The organism is Quadrisphaera sp. RL12-1S (genome assembly GCF_014270065.1).
Taxonomy (GTDB): Bacteria; Actinomycetota; Actinomycetes; order Actinomycetales; family Quadrisphaeraceae; genus Quadrisphaera.
On record NZ_JACNME010000013.1, the window covers coordinates 33,339 to 52,228 of the forward strand.

The 18,890-nt window shown below is 76.6% G+C and carries 17 protein-coding genes; 6 read left to right on the plus strand and 11 right to left on the minus strand.

Annotated features, from left to right (window positions below; genetic code table 11):
- Positions 1-2: 2 nt before the first annotated feature.
- Genes H7K62_RS18205 through H7K62_RS18220 form a run of 4 tightly spaced genes read right to left on the minus strand, consistent with a single transcriptional unit; the run spans position 3 to position 3,890 of the window.
- The gene (locus H7K62_RS18205) at positions 3-1,493 is read right to left on the minus strand and encodes an NAD-dependent succinate-semialdehyde dehydrogenase (protein WP_186721252.1); all 1,491 of its coding nucleotides are present in this window, start codon (positions 1,491-1,493) and stop codon (positions 3-5) included.
- Positions 1,490-2,653 carry an alcohol dehydrogenase catalytic domain-containing protein gene (locus H7K62_RS18210; protein WP_186721254.1) on the minus strand — a complete coding sequence of 388 codons (1,164 nt, stop codon included), beginning with the start codon at positions 2,651-2,653 and terminating at the stop codon, positions 1,490-1,492. The genes H7K62_RS18205 and H7K62_RS18210 overlap by 4 nt, the downstream gene beginning before the upstream one ends.
- On the minus strand, positions 2,650-3,087 hold the full coding sequence (locus H7K62_RS18215) for an FmdB family zinc ribbon protein (RefSeq protein WP_186721256.1): 438 nt from the start codon (positions 3,085-3,087) through the stop codon (positions 2,650-2,652). The genes H7K62_RS18210 and H7K62_RS18215 overlap by 4 nt, the downstream gene beginning before the upstream one ends.
- A complete protein-coding gene (locus H7K62_RS18220; protein ID WP_186721409.1) occupies positions 3,087-3,890 on the minus strand; it encodes an N-acyl homoserine lactonase family protein in 804 nt (267 codons plus the stop codon). Before H7K62_RS18220 ends, H7K62_RS18215 begins: the two co-directional genes overlap by 1 nt.
- 262 nt (positions 3,891-4,152) lie before the next feature.
- On the opposite strand from H7K62_RS18220, the gene H7K62_RS18225 reads away from it, so the two are divergent.
- The gene (locus H7K62_RS18225; RefSeq protein ID WP_186721258.1) at positions 4,153-5,877 is read left to right on the plus strand and encodes a GAF domain-containing protein; all 1,725 of its coding nucleotides are present in this window, start codon (positions 4,153-4,155) and stop codon (positions 5,875-5,877) included.
- Positions 5,878-5,923: 46 nt separating this feature from the next.
- On the opposite strand, the gene H7K62_RS18230 is transcribed toward H7K62_RS18225, so the two are convergent.
- From H7K62_RS18230 to H7K62_RS18240, 3 genes are all read right to left on the minus strand, one after another.
- On the minus strand, positions 5,924-6,784 hold the full coding sequence (locus H7K62_RS18230) for a YoaK family protein (protein WP_255480727.1): 861 nt from the start codon (positions 6,782-6,784) through the stop codon (positions 5,924-5,926).
- A complete protein-coding gene (locus H7K62_RS18235; protein WP_222437846.1) occupies positions 6,781-7,974 on the minus strand; it encodes a benzoate/H(+) symporter BenE family transporter in 1,194 nt (397 codons plus the stop codon). Before H7K62_RS18235 ends, H7K62_RS18230 begins: the two co-directional genes overlap by 4 nt.
- Before the next feature lie 128 nt (positions 7,975-8,102).
- Positions 8,103-9,563: an aminotransferase-like domain-containing protein gene (locus H7K62_RS18240; protein ID WP_186721266.1), complete on the minus strand. Its 1,461-nt coding sequence runs from the start codon at positions 9,561-9,563 to the stop codon at positions 8,103-8,105.
- A 60-nt stretch (positions 9,564-9,623) separates the two neighbouring features.
- Here H7K62_RS18240 and yczE point away from each other — a divergent pair, with 60 nt between their 5' ends.
- Together yczE and H7K62_RS18250 are read left to right on the plus strand one after the other, a co-directional pair.
- A complete protein-coding gene (yczE, locus tag H7K62_RS18245; RefSeq protein WP_186721268.1) occupies positions 9,624-10,304 on the plus strand; it encodes a membrane protein YczE in 681 nt (226 codons plus the stop codon).
- A gap of 88 nt (positions 10,305-10,392) precedes the next feature.
- Positions 10,393-10,728 (plus strand): MmcQ/YjbR family DNA-binding protein, encoded by a 336-nt coding sequence (locus tag H7K62_RS18250; RefSeq protein ID WP_186721270.1) that lies wholly within the window; start codon positions 10,393-10,395, stop codon positions 10,726-10,728.
- A 24-nt stretch (positions 10,729-10,752) separates the two neighbouring features.
- On the opposite strand, the gene H7K62_RS18255 is transcribed toward H7K62_RS18250, so the two are convergent.
- Positions 10,753-11,595, minus strand: coding sequence for a class I SAM-dependent methyltransferase (locus tag H7K62_RS18255; RefSeq protein ID WP_222437847.1), 843 nt, complete (start codon positions 11,593-11,595; stop codon positions 10,753-10,755).
- 145 nt (positions 11,596-11,740) lie between these two features.
- On the opposite strand from H7K62_RS18255, the gene H7K62_RS18260 reads away from it, so the two are divergent.
- The 3 genes from H7K62_RS18260 to H7K62_RS18270 all read left to right on the plus strand — a co-directional run bounded on the left by H7K62_RS18260 (position 11,741) and on the right by H7K62_RS18270 (position 16,518).
- Complete coding sequence (locus H7K62_RS18260; RefSeq protein WP_186721272.1) at positions 11,741-13,033, plus strand: MFS transporter; 1,293 nt, start codon at positions 11,741-11,743, stop codon at positions 13,031-13,033.
- Positions 13,034-13,061: 28 nt separating this feature from the next.
- Positions 13,062-14,732 carry a methyl-accepting chemotaxis protein gene (locus tag H7K62_RS18265; RefSeq protein ID WP_186721274.1) on the plus strand — a complete coding sequence of 557 codons (1,671 nt, stop codon included), beginning with the start codon at positions 13,062-13,064 and terminating at the stop codon, positions 14,730-14,732.
- Positions 14,733-14,823: 91 nt separating this feature from the next.
- Positions 14,824-16,518 (plus strand): bifunctional 3'-5' exonuclease/DNA polymerase, encoded by a 1,695-nt coding sequence (locus tag H7K62_RS18270; RefSeq protein WP_186721276.1) that lies wholly within the window; start codon positions 14,824-14,826, stop codon positions 16,516-16,518.
- Positions 16,519-16,688: 170 nt separating this feature from the next.
- Here the strand turns inward: H7K62_RS18270 and H7K62_RS18275 are convergent, their stop codons facing one another.
- From H7K62_RS18275 to H7K62_RS18285, 3 genes are read right to left on the minus strand one after another with little or no spacing between them, the layout of a single operon-like run.
- On the minus strand, positions 16,689-17,459 hold the full coding sequence (locus tag H7K62_RS18275) for a hypothetical protein (protein ID WP_222437848.1): 771 nt from the start codon (positions 17,457-17,459) through the stop codon (positions 16,689-16,691).
- Positions 17,456-18,397, minus strand: coding sequence for an ABC transporter ATP-binding protein (locus H7K62_RS18280; RefSeq protein WP_186721278.1), 942 nt, complete (start codon positions 18,395-18,397; stop codon positions 17,456-17,458). The genes H7K62_RS18275 and H7K62_RS18280 overlap by 4 nt, the downstream gene beginning before the upstream one ends.
- Complete coding sequence (locus H7K62_RS18285; RefSeq protein ID WP_186721280.1) at positions 18,394-18,870, minus strand: GntR family transcriptional regulator; 477 nt, start codon at positions 18,868-18,870, stop codon at positions 18,394-18,396. The genes H7K62_RS18280 and H7K62_RS18285 overlap by 4 nt, the downstream gene beginning before the upstream one ends.
- Between the last annotated feature and the right edge of the window lie 20 nt (positions 18,871-18,890).

Sequence of the window (18,890 nt, forward strand, 5' to 3'; positions counted from 1 at the left end):
GGTCAGGCCCAGGGGTCGGCGATGCCGGCGTAGAGCGTCTCGAGGTACTCCTCGATGCCCTCCTCGCCGCCCTCGCGGCCCAGGCCCGACTGCTTCACCCCGCCGAACGGCGCCGCCGGGTTGGAGATGACGCCGGCGTTGATGCCGAGCATCCCCGTCTCCAGCCGCTCGGTCAGCCGCAGCGCCCGGGCCGTGGAGCCCGTGTACGCGTAGGCGATGAGCCCGAACTCGGTGTCGTTGGCCAGCGCCACGGCGTCGTCCTCGGTCTCGAAGGTCGTCACCGGCGCGACCGGGCCGAAGATCTCCTCCTTGAGCAGCCGCGAGCCGAGCGGCACGTCGGCGAGGACGGTGGGGGAGAAGAAGTAGCCCGGCCCCTCGACGCGTCCGCCGCCCGTCAGCACCTTCGCGCCGCGGGAGACCGCGTCGTCGACGAGGTCGGCGATCTTGGTGCGACCCTTCTCGTTGATGATCGGGCCCACCTGCGCGCCGTCCTCGGTGCCGCGCGCCACCTTCATCCCGCCGATGCGCGCCGCCAGCTTCGCGGAGAACGCCGCTGCCACCGAGGAGTGCACGTAGAACCGGTTGGCCGAGGTGCAGGCCTCCCCGCCGTTGCGCATCTTCGCCAGCAGCGCCCCCTCGACGGCGGCGTCGACGTCGGCGTCCTCGAAGACGAGGAACGGGGCGTTGCCGCCCAGCTCCATCGACGTGCGCAGCACGCCCTCCGCGGCCTGCTTGAGCAGCGTCTTGCCCACCGGCGTGGAGCCGGTGAAGGACAGCTTGCGCAGGCGGGGGTCGGCGATGAGCGGCCCGGTGACGTCACCGGCCCTGGTGCACGGGATGACGTTGACCACGCCGTCCGGCAGCCCGGCGTCGAGCAGGATCTGGGCGAACAGCAGCGCCGTCAGCGGCGTCTCCGCCGCCGGCTTCAGCACCACCGTGCAGCCCGCCGCCAGCGCCGGGGCGATCTTGCGGGTGGCCATGGCCAGCGGGAAGTTCCACGGCGTGATGAACAGGCACGGGCCCACCGGCTTCTTCACCACGAGCAGCCGCTGCTTGCCGTCGGGGGCGGGCAGGTAGCGCCCGGCCACGTGCGCGGCCTGCTCGCTGGACCACCGCAGGAACTCCGAGCCGTAGGCCACCTCCCCGCGGGCCTCGGCCACGGACTTGCCCATCTCCAGGGTCATGAGGAGGGCGAGGTCGTCGGCGCGGGCGGTGACGGCGTCGAACGCGCGGCGCAGCAGCTCCGCCCGCTCGCGCGGTGCGGTGCGGCCCCACGAGGCCTGCGCGGCGACGGCGGCGTCGAGGGCGGCGGCGCCGTCCTCCACCGACGCGTCCGCGACCGTGGTGAGCACGGCGCCGGTGGCCGGGTCCTCCACGTCGAAGCGCTGGCCGGTGGACGCGGGCACCCAGCGCCCGCCGATGAGGAGGTCGGTGGGGACGCTCGCGACGAGCGCCTCCTCACGGCCCTGCTGCGTGGAGGTGTCGGTGCTCATGCCTGCGATCCTCCACCCGTCGCGCTCTCGTCGCCGAAGAGGACCACCTGGCGCACCGCGCGGCCCTCGGCCAGGGCGTCCATCGCCTCGTTGATGCCGTCCAGCGTGGTCCGCGAGGAGATCAGCGCGTCGACCGGCAGCCGCCCCTCGCGCCACATCTGCGCGTAGGTGGGGATGTCGCGCGCGGGCACCGCCGACCCCAGGTAGCTGCCGACGATCGTGCGGGCCTCCGCGGTGATGCCGAGGGGCTTGATGGTCGCCTCGGCGGTCGGCGCGGGCAGCCCCACCGTGACGGTGGTGCCGCCGACGCCGGTGAGGGCCACCGCCGTCTCGAAGGCCCTGGCGCTGCCTGCGGCCTCCACGACCACCGGCGCCTTGAGGCCTGATGAGAGCGCCTCGGCGGGGGTGAACACCGCCGAGGCGCCCAGCTCGCGGGCGCGGGCCAGCTTCTCCGGCACCGCGTCGACACCGACGACGTCACCCAGGCCCAGTGACACCGCGGTGATGAGGGCCGCCATGCCCACGCCGCCCAGGCCGACCACCACCACGGTGTCGCCCTGGGCCGGCTTGCCGGCGTTGAGCACGGCACCCCCGCCGGTCAGCACCGCGCAGCCGAGCACGGCCGCCACCTCGGGCGGCACGTCGTCGTCGACGGGGACCACCGAGCGGCGGTCGACGACGGCGTGCGTCGCGAACCCGCTGACGCCGAGGTGGTGGTGGACGTCGCCGCGGCGACCAGACCCGTCGCCAGCGTCAGCCCAGTGCAGGCGCCGCCCGCCGCCGAGCAGCTCACCGGCGTTGTTCGCGGCCGAGCCGGGCGTGCAGGGGAGCCGCCCCTCGGTGCGGCAGCCGGCGCACTCCCCGCAGCGCGGCAGGAACGCCATGACCACGCGCTGCCCGACGGCGACGTCGTCGACACCCTCACCGACCTGCTCCACGCGGCCGCAGGCCTCGTGGCCCAGCAGCATCGGCACGGGACGCACCCGGTTGCCGTCCACCACGGACAGGTCGGAGTGGCAGACGCCCGCCGCCTCCATGCGCACCAGCAGCTCGCCGGGCCCGGGTGGGTCGAGCTCGACGTCGACCACCTCGATCGGCCGGCTGCTCGCGTACGGGCGCTCCCTGCCGATCTCCACCAGCACGGCGCCGCGCGCCCTCATGACGCCGCTCCGCCCGAGGTGGTGCCCCCGGCGGCGGCGGCCTTCGCGGCCTTCGCGGCCTTCGCCGCGGCCAGCGAGGCAACGACGTCGTCCCCGGCGCGCAGCGGCCGGCCCGCGAAGACGCCCTCGTGGGCGAGCACCGGACGGCGGTCACCGGCCAGCTCCGGGTGGCGCTCCTCGAGCCTCTCGCGCCGCTCGGCCACCGACCGCCAGTGGGCGACCGTCTCCCGGTCACCCCGGCCGACGCCCTCCCAGCTGCGCGGCATCGCCTCGCGCGGCACGCCCGTCGAGGCGCGCCCTCCGATGTTGAGGCGCGACGGGCGGCGACGGGTCGCGCCGCCGCACGCCGGGCACGCCGGGTCGGGCGACGTCATCGACGGCACGCCCGCCTCGAAGCGGTGGCCCTGCTCGCAGGTGAAGTCGTGCAGGACCATCAGCGGTACACCCCGTCGGGGGCGTAGCGCAGCTGGGCGGCCTGCTCGCCGTCGTGCCCGAAGATGACCTCGGCGCCCGTGGCCTCGGCGATCTTCCGCAGCTTCTCCACGCTCTCCAGCCACGCCAGGTTGTTCCAGACGATGGCGGCGCCGACGGCCGGCGGGCCCCACGAGTCGCGCAGGTACACCGCGTCGGAGGTGAAGATCTTGGTGCCCTCCTGCGGGAGGTCCACCTTCAGCGACATGGTCCCCCAGGTGTGGCCGGGGGTCTCGATCACGGAGATGCCGGGGAGGATCTCCACGTCGCCGCTGACCGTCTCGATGGGCAGGCCCTGGTAGTCGCTGACGATGTGCGCGCCCTGGCTGTACCCCTGGATCCTGGAAGCGCCCTCGACCTCCTTGTCGTTGGCGATGATCCGCGTCTTCCCGTTCATGAAGTCCCGGGCGTTCGCGGCGTGGTCGAAGTGCAGGTGGCTCAGCACGAGGATGTCGACGTCGTCCGGGGTGAGCTCCAGCGAGGCCAGCGAGGAGTCGAGGTAGCCGGGCCCGTCGACCGGCTCCTTGACGGGGAAGAAGTCGTGGAAGCCGGTGGGCGCCCAGCGCTCCTCCCAGTCGCGCGGCACGCCGGTGTCCCACAGCACACGGCCCTCGGGGTGCTCGATGAGCACGGCGTGGGTGGGGCAGTCACCCCAGACCACCGGGTCGTCCCTGTGGTGGCGGTCGCGGATGGTGCGACCGCCCTTGAGCAGCAGCCAGGTCAGGTCGGTCTCCATCACGCCGGTGGAGAGCACGTGGAGCTTCATCTCGGGAGCGGCACCAGTCACGGGGTACTCCTCGTCTCGCGTCGTCGCGGAGCCGCCGCGCGGTGCGCGGCGCACGACCACCCTGCGTCGGACGCGGGGCGGAGACCATGGAGGCGGCCCACACAGTGGCAGCCTCCGGGTGTGCGCGGTAGACACCTGCCCGTGACTACCCTCGAGGGCGCGGGGACGACGACGGCGGCGGAGACCATGGAGGCGGCCCACACAGTGGCAGCCTCCGGGTGTGCGCGGTAGACACCTGCCCGTGACCACCCTCGAGGGCGCGGGGACGACGACGGCGGCGGCCGCGGTGCCCGGGTCCTTCGCCGCGCCGTCACCGACCGACCTGCTGCGCGCCGTCCACGACTCCGCCACCGACCTCGCCAGCGTGCGCGACCGCACGGTGATCCTGCGGGCCCTCGTGCGGCGCACCCGCGCTCTGCTCGGCGCCGACATGGCCTACCTGTCGCTGAACGACCTCGACGCCGGGGAGACCTGGATCCACGTCACCGACGGCGTGCGCACCCGCGCCTACGCCGAGATCCGGATGCCGCTGGGCACGGGGATCCTCGGCTCCGTCGCCGCCGGCGGCACCTCCGTGCACACCGACGACTACCTCGCCGACGCCGAGCTCAACCACCTCTCCCACATCGACGAGGCCGTGGCCGCCGAGGGCGTGCGCGCCATCAGCGGCGAGCCGCTGCGCGTGGACGGGCACCTGGTGGGAGCGCTGCTCGTGGCGCACCGCACGCCGGTGGCCATGCCGTCGGCGGGGCTCGAGGCGCTGCGCCTGCTCGCCCTGCAGGCGGCCGTGGCCCTGGAGCAGACGCGCCGGGCCGGCGAGATCGCCGAGCTGCGCGCCGCCGCCGCCACCGCCGAGCGGGACGCCGCCCTGCTCGAGCTCGACGCGCGGCTGCTCGCCGCGGTCGGCGGTGGCGGCGGGTGCCGCGCGGTCGTGGAGGAGCTCGCCGCGCAGGTCGGTGCCCCGGTGGCCCTGTTCGACGCCGACGGGCGCGTCCGCTGCAGCGCCGGCGGCCCTCCCCGCGGCCCGGGCGCGGGCGCCCGCGACGACGACGGGGACGAGGCCTGCGTCGTCGTCCCCGGGGACGGCGCCGCGGAGCTGGGTCGCCTGGTCAGCCCAGTCGTGGGGGAGCGGGCCCTCGGTGCGCTGGCGCGGGGCGCTCTGGCCGTGGCGGCCGCGCTGCAGGTGGAGCACGAGCTCGCCGAGGCCGCTGACAGGTCGCCGTCAGCGCTGCTCGACGACCTCCTCGACGAGCGCGGCGTCCGACGGGACGTGCTCGAGGAGCGCGCGCTGGCGCGGGGGCTCGACCTGCGGTCGCCGTCGTCGTCCCTGGTGGCGCTGGTGCCCCCGGCCGACCGCCAGCGCAGCGTGGCCGCGCTGCGCCCGCTGGTCGAGGGCGCGGGGCTGGTGGCCGTGCACGCCGGTCACGTGTGCCTGGTCTGCACCCGGCGCGGTGCGGGCGCTGACGAGCTGGGCGCCGCGGCGCAGGCGGCGCTGGCGGGGGCCGGGGTCAGCGCGGTGGTCGGGTGCGCCGACGCCGAGGACCCCGGCGACCGGCGCGGCGGCGGACCCGTCGGGCGCGCTCACGCCGAGGCCGCGCAGGTGGCGAGGGCCGCGCAGGTGCTGGGGTGGCGCACCGGCCACGCCGACCGCGCGCGCCTCGGCGTCGCCGGGCTGCTGCTGGGCGGGACCGACGAGCGCGTGGTGGAGGCGATGGTCGAGCGGCTGCTGGGCCCGGTGCTCTCCTACGACGCCGCCCACGGCACGCACCTGGAGCAGACCGCGGCGGCCGTGCTGGAGGAGGGCTCGCGCGGCGCCGCGGCAGCGCGCCTGTACGTGCACGTCAACACCGTGCGGCAGCGCGTGGAGCGGCTCGACGCGCTGCTCGGGGCCGGGTGGGACGCCCCGCCGCGCAGCCTGGACGTGCAGGCCGCGCTCCGGCTGCGGGCGCTGCGACGGGACGGCTGACGCCGCCCCGTCGACGCGGTGACGCGGTGACGCGGTGACGCGGTGCTCAGGCGGGCGCGTGGTCCGCCGTGCGGTGGTGGCGCCGGGCGACGACGACGCCGCGCACGCCCACCCCGAGCAGCACCAGCGCTGAGGCGGCCACCCCGGCGCCGATGTGCCAGCGCAGCAGGAGCGCGCCCACCAGGGCGCCGACCAGCATCGACGCGACGGCGCCGCCCCGGCGCAGCAGCACCGCCCGGTCGTGGGTGCGTCCGGACCAGCCGTGGTCGGCGGACAGGCCCACCAGCGCCGAGGTGACCACCACCGTCGGGACGTCGGGGACGCCGATGCGGCGCGCCGCGACCGCCTGGGCGCCCATCGCCGCCGCCGTGATCGCGGTGACGGCGTCGAGCCAGGTGCTGTTGAGCGCGGTGGTGGCCAGCGCCACCGCCACGGCGCCGACGACCGCGGCGACGGCCACGAGCGTCCACGCGGAGAGCCGGTCCGCACCGGCCCGCGGGGCCCTGCCGCGGCCCGCGCGTCCCAGGAGCGCCGCGCCCACCACGAAGCCCGCCAGCGCCAGGCTGGCGCGCAGCAGCGTGCTGGCGTCGTACCCGGCCAGACCCAGGCCGATGAAGATGACGTTGCCGGTCATGTTGGCGGTGAAGACGCCGTGCAGGCCCAGGTAGGTGGCGGCGTCCAGCACCCCCGTGCCGAACGTCACCAGCAGCATGGGCACCAGCGCCGAGCTCGCCTCCAGGGAGCGCTCCTCCCGGGAGCGCGGCGTCTCGGGCGGGCCGCCGACCGCGGCCCGCCCGGTCTGGGGCAGCACCACCGCCGGGGTGGGGACGGCGCTGGCCGCCGCCGTCGTCGTCGCCGGGACCACCGTGGTGGTGACCTCGCCGGGCGCGGCGGGTCCGCTGGTCATGGCCGTCCTCCTGCGGATCGGGTGCGGGGGCGCAGCCAGAGGTAGCACAGGGCGCCGGCGAGCAGGCCCCACACGGCGCTGCCGACACCCGACAGGGTCACGCCGCTGGCCACCACGAGGAACGCCAGCACGGCGGCGGTGCGGTGCTCGGCGGGCTGGTCCGCCTGCACCGCCGAGGCCAGGCCGCCGAGGAAGGCGCCCAGGAGCGCGAGCCCCGCGACCGCCTGCACCAGCAGCGGCGGCCCCGACGAGACCAGCGCGGCCGCGGCGGTGGACAGCAGCGCCAGCCCCAGGTAGGTCACGCCCCCGGTGACGGCGGCGGGCCAGCGGCGGCGGGTGTCCGGGTGCACCTCGGGCCCGGCCATGATCGCCGCGGACAGCGCGGCGAGGTTGAGCGCGTGCACCCCCACGGGGGCGCCGAGCACCGTGGCGGCGCCGGAGCCGACCAGCGCGGTGCGGGCGGGCGGGTCGGGGTAGCCGGCGCCGCGCAGCACCGCCAGGCCGGGGACGTTCTGGCTGGCCATGGTCACCAGGTAGAGCGGCACGCCGATGCTCAGCAGCACCAGCGGGTCCAGCTGCGGCGTGGTCCAGGTGAGCACGGGCGCCCAGCCGAGGCCGGCAGCGCCAGCGGCGGCCGACCCGGCGACGGGTCCGGCGGCCGGACCCCGCTCCAGGGTGAGGGCCAGGGCGACGACGAGCGCTGACGGCACCGCCCACGCCGGCGCCAGGCGCCGCAGCACCAGCCACACGAGCACGACGGCGCCCCCGGCGAGCGGGTCGCGGGCCACGGCCGTCACCGGTGCCAGGCAGAGGGGCAGGAGCACGCCGGCCAGCAGCGCGCCCGACAGCGGCGCGGGCACGCGGGTGACCAGGCGGGACAGCGCCGGCCACGCCCCCGTGAGCACCACCAGCAGCCCGCACAGCACGAACGCGCCCACCGCCTCGGGGAACGCCACCCCGCCCGCGCCCGCCGCCACCAGCACGGCGGCGCCCGGCGTCGACCAGGCGAAGGAGACGGGCGTGCGCGTGCGCCAGGAGACCGCGATGGCGAGCACGCCCTGCAGCGCGCACAGGGCGACGAGGCCGGAGGCGGCCTGCGCCGGGGTGGCGCCGACGGCGGCCAGGCCCGTGAGCACCACGGTGAAGGAGCTGGCGTACCCGGTGACGGCGCCGACGACGCCGGCCGCCACCTGCCGCCCGCTCCCTCCCCGGCCCGCCCCTCCCCCCAGCGCCCCTTCCCGCGGCCGAGCGCTCGGCTGCGGCTCCGACGGGGGCGGGAACCGAAACGAGGCGCTCGGCTGCGGTCCGGGTGGGGTGCTCATGCGGTCCACCTCGCCGGGGTGCGCGACGTCGGGGCGCTCGCCACGGCCCGCGCCCGCGCTTCGCGCAGCACCGCCACGAGCGCCGGCGCGTCCTCGGGGGCCACGGTCAGCGGTAGGCGCAGCCACCGGTCGCCGGTGCCGTCCACCGTGAACCGCGGCCCGGGCACCAGCCGCACCCCGAGGTCGAGGGCGTGCGAGACCAGCTGCGTGGCGCTCGGCGTGGGCAGGCCCACCCACAGCACCAGCCCGGCCTGGCCCCCGGACGGCGCGGTGCGCACCGTCCAGTCCGGCACCCCCGCCGCCAGCGCCGCGAGCAGCCCGGCCCGGCGCTGCGCCAGCAGCGCCCGTCGCTCGGCCAGCAGCTCCGGCGCCCGCGCCAGCAGGTGCACCGCCACCAGCTGGTCGAGCACGGGGGAGGTGATGTCGAGCCCCGCGCGCACCTGCGCCAGCCGTGACACCAGCTCCGGGGAGGCGCGCACCCACCCCAGGCGCAGCCCCGCCCAGAAGCTCTTGCTCACCGACCCCAGCGTCACCACCTCCTCGCCCGGCGACCCCCGGCGTGACTCGGCGAGCGCCGCCAGCGGGGTCTGGGCCTCGGCGGGGTCCACGAGGTCGGCGAAGGTCTCGTCCGCGGCCACCACCGGCCCGCCCGCCAGGGCGGCCAGCAGCTGGGTGCGCGCGTCGTCGTCCTGCACCAGGCCGGTGGGGTTCTGCGCGTCGGGGGTGACGTGCGCCAGCGCGGTCTGCGCCACCGCTCGCCGGCCCGCCGGTGACGCCGGCAGCTCCCACCCGTGCTCGCCCAGCGGCAGCGCCACCGGGCGCACGTGGTGGGCGCGGACGGCGTCGACGACGGCGGGGTAGGTCGGCTGCTCCACCAGCGCCCGCTGGCCAGGGCGCGACAGGGCCCCCAGCAGCAGGTTCCACCCCTGCAGCGCCCCGCTCGTGACGAGCACCTGCTCCGGCCGCGTGGCCAGGCCGCGCGCGGTGAGGTGGGCCGCCACGGCGTCGCGCAGCACCGGCAGCCCGAAGGCGTGCATGCCGTGGTGCGCCAGCTGCAGCGGCAGGTCCGCGCTCGCGGCGGTGACCGCGTCCAGCACGGCGGCCGGCGCGGGCAGCGCGGCCATGGTCAGGTCCAGCACGCCCTCCGGCTCGCGCTCGCCGCCCGGGTCGACGTCGGGCCGCTCCAGGGGGCTGCCGCTGGTCGGCAGCGCCACGCGGCTGCCGGCCCCGTGGGCGCTGCGCAGGTACCCCTCGGAGCGCAGGACGTCGTAGGCGGCGCTCACCGTGGTCCGGCTGACGCCGAGCGCCGCGGCCAGCGCTCGCTCGCTGGGCACCCGGGCGCCCACGGGGAGGCGGCCGTCCAGCGCGAGGCCGCGCACGCCGTCGGCGACCGCCGTGTAGGCGGCTCCGGCGCCGAGCCAGGGCGCGAGCAGGGAGGAGAGTCGGCCGGGGTCCACCCGTCCATCGTGGCGGACTTGGCCCTGTTGCGGCAGGGCCAAGTGGCAGACAGTGGCTGGGTGCCGACGCCCCGCCTCCTCTCCCGCGTGCTGCTGCCCGTCGTCCCCGACCGCCGGCCGCTGCGCGCCCTCGTCCTCGCGGTGGGCCTGGCCGGCTACGGCGCCAGCATCGCCCTCATGCTGCGCTCCGACCTCGGCGTCATGCCGTGGAGCGTGCTCGACCAGGGCATGTCCCGGACCTTCGGCGGCGAGGTCGGCACCTGGTCGATCCTCACCGGTGTTGTCGTGCTGCTGTGCTGGGTCCCCCTGCGGCAGCGCCCGGGCGTCGGCACGCTCGCCAACGTCGTCCTCGTGGGCCTGTCCATCAACGCCACGCTGGCGCTGGTCCCGGCCAGCGCGGGCGAGGGCGCGGTGGCCGCCTGGTCGCTGCTGCTCGCCGGCGTCGTCCTCAACGCCCTCGCCACCGGCGTGTACGTGGGGGCCGGCCTCGGCCCGGGACCGCGCGACGGACTCAGCATCGGCCTGGCCCGCAAGGGCCTGCCGCTGCGCGTGGCGCGCACCGGGGTGGAGCTGCTGGTGCTGGGCATCGGCTTCGCCCTCGGCGGCACGGTCGGGTGGGGGACGCTGGTCTACGCCCTGGCCATCGGCCCGCTGGTGCACCGGACGATCCCCGCGTTCCGCCTGCGCACCCCCGCCGAGCGCGCCGGCGGTCCGGAACCGGCCGCCGCACCCGCGCACTGACCGCCCCTCCCGGTCGCAGCCGCGCGCCCGGCTGCGGTGGGGGTGACGGGTGTTCCGCTGCGGCCGCCGGAGGAGCACCCTGCTGGCCGTGGCTGATGACGACGACGTCCGGCGGCTCGCGCTCGCCCTCCCCGACACCACGGAGAAGTCCTCCTGGGGTACCCCGGGGTTCCGCGTGCACGACAAGCTCTTCGCCCGCCTGCACGACCAGCCCGGCGTGCTCGTGCTGCGGCGACCCAGCGTCGAGGACGCCGAGGAGCTCGCCGCCGCTGACCCGGTCGCCTTCTTCCGCACGCCCCACTACGCCGGGTACCCGTACGTGCTCGCCCGGCTCGCGGAGCTCGAGGTGGACGAGCTCGCCGAGGTGCTCCGCGAGGCCTGGGAGGTGCAGGCGCCCGCCCGCCTGCGCGAGCAGACCCGCTGACGGCGCGAGCGGTCGTCCGGCCGCTCAGCGCTGCCGGGTGCGCGCGAGCACCACCTGGAACAGGTAGCGGTGCCTGATGCGGCCGCCGAAGCGCCGGTCGGCGAGGTCGCCCAGGCAGGCCAGCAGACCCTCCCGCGCCTCCGGCTCCAGCACGGCGACCTGCGAGTAGGTGCTGATGAGGTCCAGGTACTGGTCGGTGGAGTACTCGACCTCCACCGGGAAGCCCTGGTGGCTCACCTCGGTGAAGGCGTCGTGGCGCTCGAACTCGGCCGTGGTCGGTGAGACCTCGGTCTCCGGCGTCAGCGTGAAGCGCGTGCCCCCGTTGCGGCCCCGCTGGCCGAACCGCTCCCAGCAGGCGCTCGCGGCGTCGAAGAACTCCTGCGAGCCTCCCGCGACGTGCGAGGACCACACCACCGCCAGCACCCCGCCGGGACGCAGCGCCGCGGCGGCCTTGCGCGCCCGCACGGCCGGGTCGAGCCAGTGCCAGGCCGTGGCGCAGAGCACCGCGTCGAACGGATCCGCCGGCAGCGGCCAGTCCTCGAAGGGCGACACCACCACCTCGACCTGAGCACCCGGCACGGCACCGACCGTCCGGCGGGCGAGCGCGGCCATCTGCGCCCCGAGCTCCACCGCCGTGACGCTCCAACCCCGCTCGGCCATCGACACCGTCGCCTGCCCGGTGCCGGGAGCGACCTCCAGCACCCGCGAGCCGTTCCGGAGACCGGCGGCGTCTGCGAAGGCGTCGAACAGCGCCGCCGGGTACGTCGGGCGGGTGCGGGCGTAGCGCTCGGCGTCGTCGTCGAAGGTCGTGCGCCGGTGCAGGCGGAGCTCGGTCGGCAGAGCCGGGACGTCGTCGCGCTCACTCACGACCACCACCCTGGGCGACCGCCGCCGAGGGCGTCCAGCCGGTCGGCTGTGGCAGGGTGGTGCTCGTCGAGGCGCCTGCCCGGCCGCACCGAGACGCCCGTCCGCGTGAGCAGCTCTCCGCGGTCCGGCCGCGAGAGGGACCCTCGTGACCACGAGGACGCCGGGCGCGCCGCAGCGCCCGCAGTCGTACCGCCAGCTGCTGGCCCTGCCGGGGGCCGCCGCCTTCTTCGCGGCGGCGAGCACCGGACGGGTGGGGGTGGCCGCCACCGGCCTGGGCCTGGTGTGGCTCGTGCACGGGACCAGCGGGTCCTTCGGGGCGGCGGGGGCGACCGTCGCGGCGTTCGCCGTGGCGGAGGCGCTGGCCGGTCCGCAGGTGGCCCGCGCCGTGGACCGGTGGGGCCAGACCGCGGTGCTCCCGGGTGTGCTGGCCGTGCACGCGGCCGCCGTCGTCGCCGTGGTGGCCCTGGCCACCGCGGGGGCTCCGGGGGCTCGGGGGGCAGCAGTGGTGGTCGCGGCGGCCGCTGCCGGGGCGAGCGCGCCACAGCTCGGCGCCCTGTCCGCGGTGCGCTGGACGGTGCTTCTCCACGACCACCGCGAGGATCTGCCGCGGGCGTTCGCCCTGGAGTCGCTGGCCAACGCCGTCGCGTTCCTCGTGGGGCCGGTGCTCGTCAGCGCTCTGGCCGCGCGGGGCGCGCCCTGGGCGGGCAGCGCGGCGGCGCTGGCAGTGGTGCTCGGCGGCGGGGCGCTGCTCTCGCTGCAGCGCCGCACGGCGCCGGCCGCGGGAGCAGGACGACGACGGCCTCCCGGTCCGTCGTCGGCTGCGCCTGCGCGGCGGTCTCTCGCGAGGCCGGTGCCGCTGCTGCTCGTCGCGGCGAGCTGCCTGCTGGGGGTGCACTTCGGCGGGCTGCCGATCGTCACGGCCGCCTGGGGGGACGTGCTCGGCGGCCCGGCGTCGGCCGCTCCGCTGGTGGCGGTCAGCAGCGGGGCGGGGCTGCTCGGCGCGTGGGTCTTCGGGCTGCGCAGCTGGCGGACGCCGCCGCTGGTGCAGGTCGTGGTCGCTGCCGGATCGCTCGCCGTGGGCTGCGGCGCGGCTGCCCTCGCGGCACCTGCCGAGCGCGTGTCCGGGACCGCCTCCTCCGCACTGCTGGTGGGTGGGCTGGCGCTGGCCGGCGTCGTCGTCCCCGTGGTGGTGGTCCAGGTGGGCGTGGTGCTGGAGCGGGAGGTGCCGCGCGCGGTGCTCACCGAGGCGCTGGCCTGGACCAGCTCGGCGAGCGCCGCGGGCAGCGCGGTGGGGGCGGTGGCGGTGGGCCGGGTGGTGGACGCCGCGGGAGCGGGGGCGGGCGCGTCGGCGCTCGTCGTCGTCGCGGTCCTGCTGGCGGGGGTGGTCTCGGGAGCGCAGGCGCAGCGCCCGTGTCACCCGAGTGAGCGACATCACTGAACAATGTCTGGAGCGAAGGATCACGAAGGTGCTCACCGCGTCGATCAAGGACACGTCGCCGCCGCACGGCGCGAACACACCTCGATCGAAGGAGCGCAGCAGCATGGACGTCACGGGGCCGGTCACCACCCAGCGCTGGACCATCGCACGCACCCTGGGCGCCCTGCTCGTGGCCGTCGGAGTGGCCGTCGTGCTGCTGGTCGCCGGTGCGGTGAGCACCCAGCGGCAGCTCGGGGTGGCCAACGGCCGGGTCGACCACACCCACCGGGTGCTGGAGGAGGTCTCGCGGACCTCGGAGCTGCTGGCGCGCGCGGAGTCGAGCCAGCGCGGCTTCGTCATCACCGGCAAGGACGAGTACCTCACCGGGTTCTCCGGCGCCTCCAGCGACCTGCGGGCAGCGCAGGAGGAGCTGCGCCAGCTCACGGCCGACAACCCGGCCCAGCAGCAGCGCCTCGACCAGCTCGGACCGCTGCTGACCGCCAAGCTCGCGGAGATGCAGTCGACCATCGACGCCCGCCGCGGCGAGGGCGGCTTCACCGCCGCTCAGAGCATCGTCCTGACCGATGCGGGCGCGGCCTCCGGCCGGCAGATCGCTCAGCTGCTCGCCGACGTCTCCGGACAGGAGGAGGGCCTGCTGGTCACCCGCAACGCCGCCAGCGACCGCTCTGCGGCCCTGGCGCAGGGACTGCAGGTCGGTGGGGGGCTCGTGGTCGTGGCGGTGCTGGCCGTGGGCGGCACCCTCGTGATCCGGAAGATCGTCAGGCCGGTGCGCGAGGTCACCGCCGCACTGGCGGCGCTCGCTGCGGGCGACCTCACGCAGACCGTCGCGGTGCGGACCACGGACGAGACCGCGCTCATGGCGTCCTCGCTGAACCGCGCCACCAGCGCCCTCAGCACCAGCATGAGCCGGGTCCGCGAGTCCGCCCAGTCCCTGGCCAGCGCCTCCGCCCAGCTCACCGCCTCCTCCTCCGCGATCGCCGAGGCCGCTGACGCCACCGCCGGTCGTGCGGTGCAGCTGACCGCCAGCGCCTCCAGCGTGGCCGGGGAGGTCGCCACCGTCTCCGCCGGCAGCGAGGAGATGGGCGCCTCCATCCTGGAGATCAGCAACAGCGCCCAGGAGGCCGCGCGCGTGGCCTCCGAGGCGGTCGCCCTGGCCACCACGTCGTCCGAGGCCGTCGACAGGCTGGGGCGCTCGTCGTCGGAGATCGGTGCGGTGGTGAAGGTCATCACGAGCATCGCCGAGCAGACCAACCTCCTGGCCCTCAACGCGACCATCGAGGCCGCCCGGGCGGGAGAGGCCGGCAAGGGCTTCGCCGTGGTCGCCACCGAGGTGAAGGACCTCGCCCAGGGCACGGCGCGGGCCACCGACGACATCGCCCGCCGCGTGCAGGCGATCCAGGGGGACACCAGCAGCGCCGTGGACGCGATCGCGCGCATCACCGAGGTCATCGCCAAGATCAGCGACTTCCAGACCACCATCGCGTCGGCGGTGGAGGAGCAGACGGCCACCACGCAGGAGATGACCCGCGGCGCGGCCCAGGCCGCCGGAGGCACCGACGAGATGGTGGCGACCATCGAGGGGGTCGCCACCAGCGCGCGCGACACCACCGCGAGCGTCAAGGAGTCCCAGGAGGCGGCCTCCGAGCTGGCCCGGATGTCGCGCGAGCTGGACCACCTGGTCGGTGGGTTCAGGATCTGAGGCGCTCGCACCGCACCTCACCGCCACGCCCCGCACCGCCCGCCGCCGCCCCGCCACCGCGGCGGGCGGTGCGGGCGCCGAGACTGGAGGGGTGACGGGACCCCGGCAGGTGCTGCTGCAGCGCCGGGGTCCCGACGCCGTGGTGGCGCTGGTGGACGGTGCGCCGGAGCACCTGCAGGAGGCGGACCTGTCCCGGTTCGTCGCTCGGCTGGAGGCCGCGGGTGCCGGGCCGCGCTGGGTCTGGGACGACACCACGCGCTGGTACCCGGCGCTGCTGGCCGCCGGCCTGCGGGTGCGGCGCTGCCTCGACCTGCGGCTGGTGCACCGACTGCTGCGGCGCTCGCCGCTGGTCGACCAGGGACTGCTGACCGGCCCGGAGACCGCGGCGTGGGACGAGCTGGTGCCGCGCAGCGCCACGTCCGCGGCCGCGGGGTCCGCCGGTGGGGGCGCCGAGGGGCTGTTCGACCTGCACGTGCACGTCGCGGCCCTCGACGCCGCCGCCGAGCACGCGGCCCAGCAGGCGGCCCTGGCGGCGTCGCTGCAGCGGGGCCGGCTCCAGCTGCTGGTGGCCGCTGAGAGCGCCGCCGCGCTGGTGGCCGCGGAGATGACGCACGCCGGGCTGCCGTGGCGCGCCGACGTCCACGAGGCGCTGCTCGCCGCCGAGCTCGGGCCGCGCCCGCCCGCGGGGGAGCCACCGGCCGTGCTGGCCGCTCTGCTCGCGCGGGCGAGGGAGGCGCTGGGGGCGCCGTCGCTCAACCCCGACAGCCCGGCCGACCTGCTGCGCGCCCTGCGGCGGGTGGGGCTGGAGCCGCCGGACACCCGCTCCGGCACCCTCTCGCAGCTCGACCACCCCGCGGTGGCGCCGCTGCTGGAGCACCGCCGCCTGTCCCGGCTGCACGCCGCCAACGGCTGGCGCTGGCTGCGCGAGTGGGTGCACGACGGCCGCTACCGCCCCGACCACCTGCCCGGCGGCGTGGTCAGCGGGCGCTGGGCCGCGCAGGGCGGGGGCGCGCTGTCGGTGCCGGCGGTGCTGCGCCCGGCGGTGGCCGCCGACGAGGGGTGGCGCCTGGTGGTGGCCGACGTGGCCCAGCTCGAGCCGCGCGTGCTCGCTGCGGTCTCCGGGGACGTCGACCTCGCCCGCGCTGCGGCCGGCGGCGACCTGTACCAGGGCGTGGTGGACAGCGGCGCGGTCGCGACCCGCTCCGACGCCAAGCTCGCGGTGCTCGGGGCCATGTACGGCGCCACCGCCGGCAGCGGCGGGCGAATGGTCGAGCACCTCGCGCGCCGCTACCCGCGCGCCGTGGAGCACCTGGAGCTGGCCGCGGCCGCGGGAGAGTGCGGCGAGGTGGTGAGCACGTGGCTCGGCCGGGGGTCGCCGCGGCCGGGCGGCGCGTGGACGCAGCAGGCCCCCGACGTCCCGGTCAGCGAGGCGGACCTGCGCGAGCGGCGCTCGTGGGGGCGCTTCACCCGCAACTTCGTGGTGCAGGGCTCGGCAGCCGAGTGGGCCGCCAGCTGGATCGCGCTGCTGCGCGAGGAGCTGTGGCGGATCGGCGGTGCCGGTCGGGTGGAACAGCGGCCGCACCTGGTGCTCTTCCTGCACGACGAGGTGCTCGTGCACACCCCCGCCGCACTGGCGGAGGAGGTGGCGGACGCGGTGCGCGGCGCCGCTGAGCGCGCGGGGCGGCTGCTCTACGGGGAGTTCCCGATCGCGTTCCCGCTGGACGTGCACGTGGGCAGCTCCTGGGCGGACGCCGCCGACGACGCCGACGCCGGTGCGCCGGCCTGAGAGGTGGACGACGCGCAGTTCCGCCCCATCACGCGAGCTTCCGCCCCATCACGCGAGCTCCCGCCCCATCGGGCCGGCCGATGGGGCGGAAAGCCGCGCGATGGGGCGGAAGCGCGTCCCGCGGGGCGGAGCTCGCCGGCAGGTGCGGCAGGTGCGGCAGGTGCAGCGCGTCAGCGCACCGAGGCCCGCCGCAGGAGCACCAGCTCGCCGGTGCAGGCCACGGCCGTGACCAGCGCGGCCAGCGCTGCGAGCCACCACGGTCGGAAGCTGACCGCGAGCTCGCCCAGGTGCGGGGCGAGCAGCAGGGCGCTGACAGCCAGCAGGGCGCCGCTCCCGAGCCCCAGGAGCAGCGGCCCCCGCGCCCCGAGCCTCACCCACGCCGCGGCGAACAGCGCGCCCAGCGAGAGCACGGCGAGGCTGCCGAGGAACAGCACCGCGACGAGCCGCAGCGGGTCACCGCCACCGAGGACCACCACGTCCATGAGGTACAGCCCCACGAACCACTGCCCCGTCAGCCGCTCCACCCCCAGCAGCGCCAGGCCGGCGACGGCGACGTACGCCGACAGCAGCCCGTGGAACGCCAGCGTGCCCGTGGTGAAGGCGCGCCGCCCGGTGCCCAGCGCGAGCGCCAGCGGGAACGTGGTGGCCACCGACTGGACGCCGTAGTACCCCAGGAAGCCAGGCAGCGCCCACAGCACACCGGGGTTGTTGCGGCTGTTGCTGACCCACTCGGGCGTGCCCGGCCGCGACCCCAGCTGGTAGAAGAACCCGGCGATCACCGCCGAGACGACGAGCACCAGCCCCAGCGTCACGAGCGGCACCGCGAAGGTCATGAAGCGCTTGGTGGTCTGCAGGGCCACCACGTCGAGCGCGGAGACCGCCCGCACCGCGGTGGGAGCCTGCGCCGGGGTGTCGAGGTCGGGGGCTGCCGTGGTGGTCATGCGCGGGCTCCTGCCGTCTCGAGGGTCGGGTGCGCGGTGCGGTGGGTGGGGTCGTCGTCGTCCTGGTCGGCGCCGTGGGCGGCGACCACGTCCTGCAGACTCGCCTGCTCGACCTGCGCGCCCGCGGTCCGTGCGGCTGCTGCTGCCTCCGGCGTCAGCGGTGCCTCCACGGTGGTGGAGCGCAGCCCGCCCAGCCGGCTGCTCGTCAGCACCGGCAGCCCCGCGGTGAGACCGTCGACGACGACGGCGGGGCCGCTGACCGTGTACGCGGCGCTGCGCGCCTCGTCGAGGCTGCAGTCGCGCACCACGCGGCCGCCCTCGAGCACCACCACGTGGTCGAGCAGCGCCTCCATCTCGTCCACCAGGTGGGTGGAGACCAGCACCGTGCGCGGGTGCTCGGCGAGGTCTGCCACCAGCTGGGCGTAGAAGGTGCGCCGCGCGCCTGCGTCCAGACCCAGGTACGGCTCGTCGAAGACCGTCAGGGGCGCCCGCGAGCACAGCCCCAGCACGATGCCCAGCGCGGACAGCTGACCGCGGGAGTACTTCTTGACGTCGGTGCGCGCCGGCAGCCTGAACGCGTCGACCAGCTCGGCGGCGCGCTCGCGGTCCCACCGCTCGTGGAAGCGCGGGGCCACGGCCAGGACGTGCCGGAGGCGGAAGTCGTCGGGGTAGCGCTGGTCGTCCCGGACCAGGCTCACCGCGCTGGTGGTGGGCGCGTGGGTGAACGGGTCCCGCCCGAACACCTCGACCCGTCCGGCCGTGGGCCTGTCGTGCCCGGCGGCCAGCGACATCAGCGTGGTCTTGCCGGCGCCGTTGCGCCCCAGCAGGCCGCAGACCGTGCCGTGCGGCACCTCGAGGCTGACGTCGCTCAGGGCCGCGGTCTGGCCGAAGGTCCGGCTGACGCCGCGGAGGCGGAGGGCTGGCTCGTCGGTGGTCACAGGGGACTCCTCTCGCGGGTGGTGGCGGGCCCTCGCTGCTGGGGGGCTCCTGAGGACGGCGGGACCGGCGCTGCGGCGGGCTGGGCTGCGGGCTGGGCTGCGGGCTGGGCTGCGGGCTGCGCTGCGCGCTCGGTGATGAGCCGCTGGACCTCGTCGAGGCCCAGGCCCAGCGCCCGGGCCTCGTCGAGCAGCGGTGCGACGAAGGCGTCGGAGAACCGGGCGGTGCGGTCGGCCAGGAGCGCGGCGCGCGCGCCCTCGCTGACGAACATCCCGAGCCCGCGGCGCTTGTGCAGCAGCCCCCTCTCCACCAGCAGGTTCACGCCCTTGCCGACGGTGGCCGGGTTGATGCGGTGGAACGCCGCGAGCTCGGTGGTGGAGGGCACCTGCGCGCCCTCGGGGTAGGCGCCGGCGGCGATGCCGTCGGCGACCTGGTCGGCGATCTGCTGGAAGATCGGTCGTCCGTCGTCGATCACACTGCCTCCTTGGTTCGTTA

Bases quoted from the DNA above. Each gene is read 5' to 3' on its own strand.
- H7K62_RS18220 (WP_186721409.1), bottom strand. From the start codon at position 3,890: ATGAAGCTCCACGTGCTCTCCACCGGCGTGATGGAGACCGACCTGACC.
- H7K62_RS18210 (WP_186721254.1), bottom strand. From the start codon at position 2,653: ATGAGGGCGCGCGGCGCCGTGCTGGTGGAGATCGGCAGGGAGCGCCCG.
- H7K62_RS18230 (WP_255480727.1), bottom strand. From the start codon at position 6,784: ATGACCAGCGGACCCGCCGCGCCCGGCGAGGTCACCACCACGGTGGTC.
- H7K62_RS18205 (WP_186721252.1), bottom strand. From the start codon at position 1,493: ATGAGCACCGACACCTCCACGCAGCAGGGCCGTGAGGAGGCGCTCGTC.
- H7K62_RS18215 (WP_186721256.1), bottom strand. From the start codon at position 3,087: ATGGTCCTGCACGACTTCACCTGCGAGCAGGGCCACCGCTTCGAGGCG.
- H7K62_RS18275 (WP_222437848.1), bottom strand. From the start codon at position 17,459: ATGACCACCACGGCAGCCCCCGACCTCGACACCCCGGCGCAGGCTCCC.